Source organism: Methyloglobulus sp. (assembly GCF_046714055.1).
GTDB lineage: Bacteria > Pseudomonadota > Gammaproteobacteria > Methylococcales > Methylomonadaceae > Methyloglobulus.
On the sequence record NZ_JBKKBJ010000141.1, the window covers coordinates 1 to 4,190 of the forward strand.

General features: G+C 48.0%; 5 protein-coding genes and 2 pseudogenes. 3 read left to right on the forward strand and 4 right to left on the reverse strand.

The window, feature by feature from the left end; genetic code table 11:
* The 3 genes and pseudogenes from ACLQ6D_RS08570 to ACLQ6D_RS08580 all read right to left on the reverse strand — a co-directional run.
* Window positions 1–122: pseudogene (locus ACLQ6D_RS08570) on the reverse strand (IS5/IS1182 family transposase); the annotation flags it as partial.
* A gap of 112 nt (window positions 123–234) precedes the next feature.
* Window positions 235–762 carry an IS630 family transposase gene (locus ACLQ6D_RS08575; protein ID WP_411726867.1) on the reverse strand — a complete coding sequence of 176 codons (528 nt, stop codon included), beginning with the start codon at window positions 760–762 and terminating at the stop codon, window positions 235–237.
* A 23-nt stretch (window positions 763–785) separates the two neighbouring features.
* A complete protein-coding gene (locus ACLQ6D_RS08580) occupies window positions 786–1,301 on the reverse strand; it encodes a helix-turn-helix domain-containing protein (RefSeq protein ID WP_411726868.1) in 516 nt (171 codons plus the stop codon).
* Between the two features lie 199 nt (window positions 1,302–1,500).
* On the opposite strand from ACLQ6D_RS08580, the gene ACLQ6D_RS08585 reads away from it, so the two are divergent.
* On the forward strand, window positions 1,501–2,049 hold the full coding sequence (locus tag ACLQ6D_RS08585) for an MFS transporter (RefSeq protein ID WP_411726869.1): 549 nt from the start codon (window positions 1,501–1,503) through the stop codon (window positions 2,047–2,049).
* Between the two features lie 851 nt (window positions 2,050–2,900).
* Here ACLQ6D_RS08585 and ACLQ6D_RS08590 read toward each other — a convergent pair.
* Complete coding sequence (locus tag ACLQ6D_RS08590) at window positions 2,901–3,287, reverse strand: hypothetical protein (protein WP_411726870.1); 387 nt, start codon at window positions 3,285–3,287, stop codon at window positions 2,901–2,903.
* Window positions 3,288–3,585: 298 nt separating this feature from the next.
* Here ACLQ6D_RS08590 and ACLQ6D_RS08595 point away from each other — a divergent pair, with 298 nt between their 5' ends.
* Both ACLQ6D_RS08595 and ACLQ6D_RS08600 read left to right on the forward strand, forming a co-directional pair.
* The gene (locus tag ACLQ6D_RS08595; protein WP_411726871.1) at window positions 3,586–3,711 is read left to right on the forward strand and encodes a hypothetical protein; all 126 of its coding nucleotides are present in this window, start codon (window positions 3,586–3,588) and stop codon (window positions 3,709–3,711) included.
* An 82-nt stretch (window positions 3,712–3,793) separates the two neighbouring features.
* Window positions 3,794–4,190: pseudogene (locus ACLQ6D_RS08600) on the forward strand (transposase); the annotation flags it as partial.

Here is a 4,190-nt window from a genome sequence, read left to right on the forward strand (position 1 = left end):
CAGTGGCCCACAGACACTTCATAAAGATCGACTTCCCTCGGCTTGGTTTTCTTCCGTGCCGACTCCAATACCTCCCTGACCTGCCCAAACTGTTCCCGGCTTATGTCGCTTGGATAGCCCATTCTACGTACCTATCAAAAACTTATAGGATACTCTTAATATTAAATCTTGAACAGGTTCTCAGGGTTGTTTACAGATGGGTTGGTTAAAATAAGCGTAAAGTATTTCATAATTCTAATTTGCATTAGAAATAGAATTAATTATCCACGGCCAGCACGTAATGCTAGCGACGCGCTCAGTATTCTGTCCCATGGCTCGCAGCGCATCAACTAAATGATTTTCGAGAGCATCAATACTATCGAAGACGCGATTGTGGAAGTGCTTTTCCCGAAGCTCATCCCAGAGATGCTCCACTGGATTTGGCTCAGGTGAATAGGGCGGCAGAAAATGCAGCTTCAGGTTTCCTGGTAGGGTAAGGGCGTTGCTTTTGTGCCACCCAGCCCCATCGAGCACCATGAGGATATTGTCGTTCGGATAACGCTGTGCCACCCCATCCAGAAAGACTTGCATGCACTCGGCATTAACATGGGGCAGCATGAGGCTATCGAAACGCCCGTCCATCGGGCTGACTGCGCCATAGGCATAGCTATACTGCTGCGTGGCCATCGCCTTGACCCTTGGCCGAAAAGGGCGGCGGCACCAACAATAGCGCGTATCGCTGATGCGCCCGAAGCGGGCTTCATCCTGAAACATCAAGCGCAATGGGCGCCCGGTCCCCCAATGGGCTAGCGTTTCTGCCAGCGTGCCGGGGAGTTTTTTTTCCAGTCTTCGCGCGTGCCGACATCGCCCTGGGGATGTTCAGTGTCGGGGGCTAATTTGCGCCAACCGTGACGCGCCAACATGCGATAGATCGTTGATAGCGCCACGGCTTTGCCGAATTTTTCAACGAATTTCTGCTGCAACGGCGGCACCACCACCACGCCGCCTTGCATCGCTCGCTCCAGTATTCCGTCGAGCATGGCACCTTCTTCTTCCAGGGGCAGGCGTGCCCGGTTGCGCAATTGCTTTTTGCTGACGGGAGGTTCCATCCCCTGACGGGCAATCTTGGAATAGCGCGTACGCATAGTGCAGGCCACGCCAACCGAGCGGCCTGTCGCAACGGCTGTCTGCGCTATGCTTAAGCCCAATTCCAAGGGCAGCAACACCGCCTGCGCCGCACGCAACCCGTCAGCCGTCTTGGCCTTGCGAATTGCCGCACGCGCCATTTCCAATTGGTCTTTTCCACCAGCCGTTCTTGCCATGATTTCCCCCATCGTTTATCATGGCTGTATTATTACTGTTTTTATTGCAAATTGGAATTATTGCTGGGCTTGGTGGTATTGCTTTTGGTGATCTGGCTGATGGTTGATAATCCCGGTTTAAAAGGACTAAAGCCTTACGGTGCAAACGGGGAATGCTAGAGTTGCCCTTCGCCCTGATCCGGATCCAATGCGTAAAGCGATGGCCATACCTCAATCCTGGTTATTGGCCTTCAGTTTCGGAATTTGCGGCTTTACCACCTCAGGCCTGCTACAGACGCACTTGATTCTGCACGGCATCGAACATGGCTTCCCGGAAATGACCATGGCAATCTCGTTAGGTTTAATGGATGCCACCGATATGATAGGTACAATCTTTTCTGGATGGCTGTGCGATCTCTTTGGCAAACGCTGGCCATTGGCGATTTATTATACGCTTCGAGGCGTTTCATTAATGCTCTTGTCTTATGTCGAATCGACAAGGCAACTTATGGCATTTTCCTTCGTTTATGGGCTCAATTGGCTATCGACAGTCCCAGTCACATCAACACTCACAGCAGATTTGTTTGGCAAACAAAATGTCGGGGTCGTGTTCGGATGGATATGCTTTGCCCACCAGATCGGCGCGACATTGGCTTCTTATGGTGCCAGCCAACTCCATAATCTGGCCGGAAATTACGCCTTGGCCTTTGTCACATCAGGTCTTTTTGCCTTAGTCGCTACCGGATGGGCCGTTAAAAAAAAGGCCTGAATTCCAGGGTAACGAGGCGTGAATTGGAAATTTTGACTCTAGCACTATTAATGATTTTGTCAATTTCGAGAATACTCATTATTGATGGCATCGAAACCTTTCTAGAGACAAGTCGGTCAATATCAACGGTTTTTTCAATTGGTAAGACACATAAAATGAACTATCAAATAGATTAGGATTTTGCATAGATGAAAATCCTTTAGCCAGAAATTACTGAGATAAGTACTATGTCCACGCTAACGACTAGAATATCAATTCCGCCAAAAATTCGACAGTTTTGTCGATAGCGGCTTGCACTTTGTCTTCAAAGCGGATATCGACAATTAACGGCAGCGCCTTTCCTCTACAGGCATTGATTTCTTCCGCAGCAATGTAAATAGTTTCGGGTGAGGTTCAACGGTCTTGGCTGCAATTACAATATTTGCACAGTCTCGCGATGTGCGAAGGGCAATTGCCTTCCCGATGCCACGACTTGCGCCAGTAATGATCAGTGTCTTTCGATTTAAGTCAGCCATTAATCTACCCTCGAAAATAAACGCATATCCCATTCGCTGATGAAGGCGTGTTTACGCGTTATAAAAAACGTAAGGTTGCATTATTACTCTATCCTTTCACATTTACTCAATTTAATTTGTTGTTTTTTATATCGTTCTTCCGCAGCATAAACAGCTCATGCTTTCTAATGTCCGAAAAGGGTCGCAGTCGGGCTTTTCATCTTGCTGAAAATTTGTCATTTGCCAGCGTCTGTCTTCAAGTATTTCAATATTGTTTACAAAGCAGCAACTCGGAGTTGTTGAATGTTCACATTCAAAAGTTCAAAACCGGCTAAGAGCCACCAATCCTAACAATTGTTACTTTTTATTAAAGTAATAATAGTCGCCAAATTTTCCTTTCAGGGTCATATTTTTGTCGTCTTTTTCCACTACTGTAAACATGTCAAACCTGCTGCCACCTAAAATGGCAACTTTTAATTTACCGTCCTTTACTTCATAAGTTACAGGTGGTTGGTCGTAATAAGTTCCTTCGCGAGGGATATGTAAGATCGTTACTTTGCCATCTTTAAATACCCAGGTATCTTCCCGTGTAACAGGACGTCTATCGATTAAGGAGTTTTTGGTGGTCTGTAGTTGCCAGGTGCCTTCTACTTCTTCTTTGGATTGCACTATAACATCGGCATAAACAGCGCTTCCAGTTACGGACAAACTCAATAATACGGTGGCCATAAATATTTGTTTCATAATCATTTTCCTAATTTTGGATTAAAAAATAGTCCAACCATTGCACTTTCCCGGTACGATAGCTATACCAGTGCTGATTTTAACTGGTTTCTTGGCAACAAGCGTTATTTTCCTAACTTCCTATTGATCTTTGCGGTGTTTCATGCGAATCCCTAATGCCCACTGAAACCTCCAAATGAGCACTGGCAACTTTAATTTATGAGAAAATGAGTTTGCACAATAGATAAGAATCTTTTTTGAACGTCCAAATCCCTCACACATTTGCCCGTTACATAGGCTCGACTACTCCGGTGCAAAGATGTCAACTTCCAGCCTAAAAAGCTTGCGGGTTTATATTGTCGATTACAATAGTGCACCCACAAAAGTTTTACCGCCACCCAGCCAACGCAAATACTGGACACGGCGCGGCCTTGCCGAATACTAAGAGCTTATCCACAAATAACTTGATAAATTCCAGGTTATTATGAAGGATTTCAACAAATTACCTTAGCAAAGGCTGCAATACATTGAAAAGACCACAAAGCCGGAAAGTTCCCGATGCTTTTTGGGTGCGCGTGGAGCGGCTGACACCAGGACGGCAAAGGGATTGTGACAAGGCTTATAAACGCAAGCCAGGCGGGGGCAGGACACCCCAAGGCCCACGGAAAGTGTTTGAAGGCATCCTGTACGTGTTGCGGACGGGTTGCCCATGGAAAGCGCTCCCCAAGGGCGGCGCCGGCGCGCAGTCCACCAGTGTTTCCTGGAATGGCGGGCGGCGGGGCTGTTCGGGGGGCCATGGCGAGCCGGCCTGCTGGAATACCGCGAACTGGGGGGCTTGCCCGGGAATGGCAAGGCCTGGGCGGCGCGATGGCCAAGGCACCGATGGCGTTGGAGCCGGTGGGCAGGGACCCCACCGGCCGGGGG

Excerpts from the sequence above, each read along its gene's own strand:
- ACLQ6D_RS08580 (WP_411726868.1), bottom strand. The coding sequence starts at position 1,301 with ATGGCAAGAACGGCTGGTGGAAAAGACCAATTGGAAATGGCGCGTGCG.
- ACLQ6D_RS08585 (WP_411726869.1), top strand. The coding sequence starts at position 1,501 with ATGGCCATACCTCAATCCTGGTTATTGGCCTTCAGTTTCGGAATTTGC.
- ACLQ6D_RS08590 (WP_411726870.1), bottom strand. The coding sequence starts at position 3,287 with ATGAAACAAATATTTATGGCCACCGTATTATTGAGTTTGTCCGTAACT.
- ACLQ6D_RS08595 (WP_411726871.1), top strand. The coding sequence starts at position 3,586 with ATGTCAACTTCCAGCCTAAAAAGCTTGCGGGTTTATATTGTCGATTAC.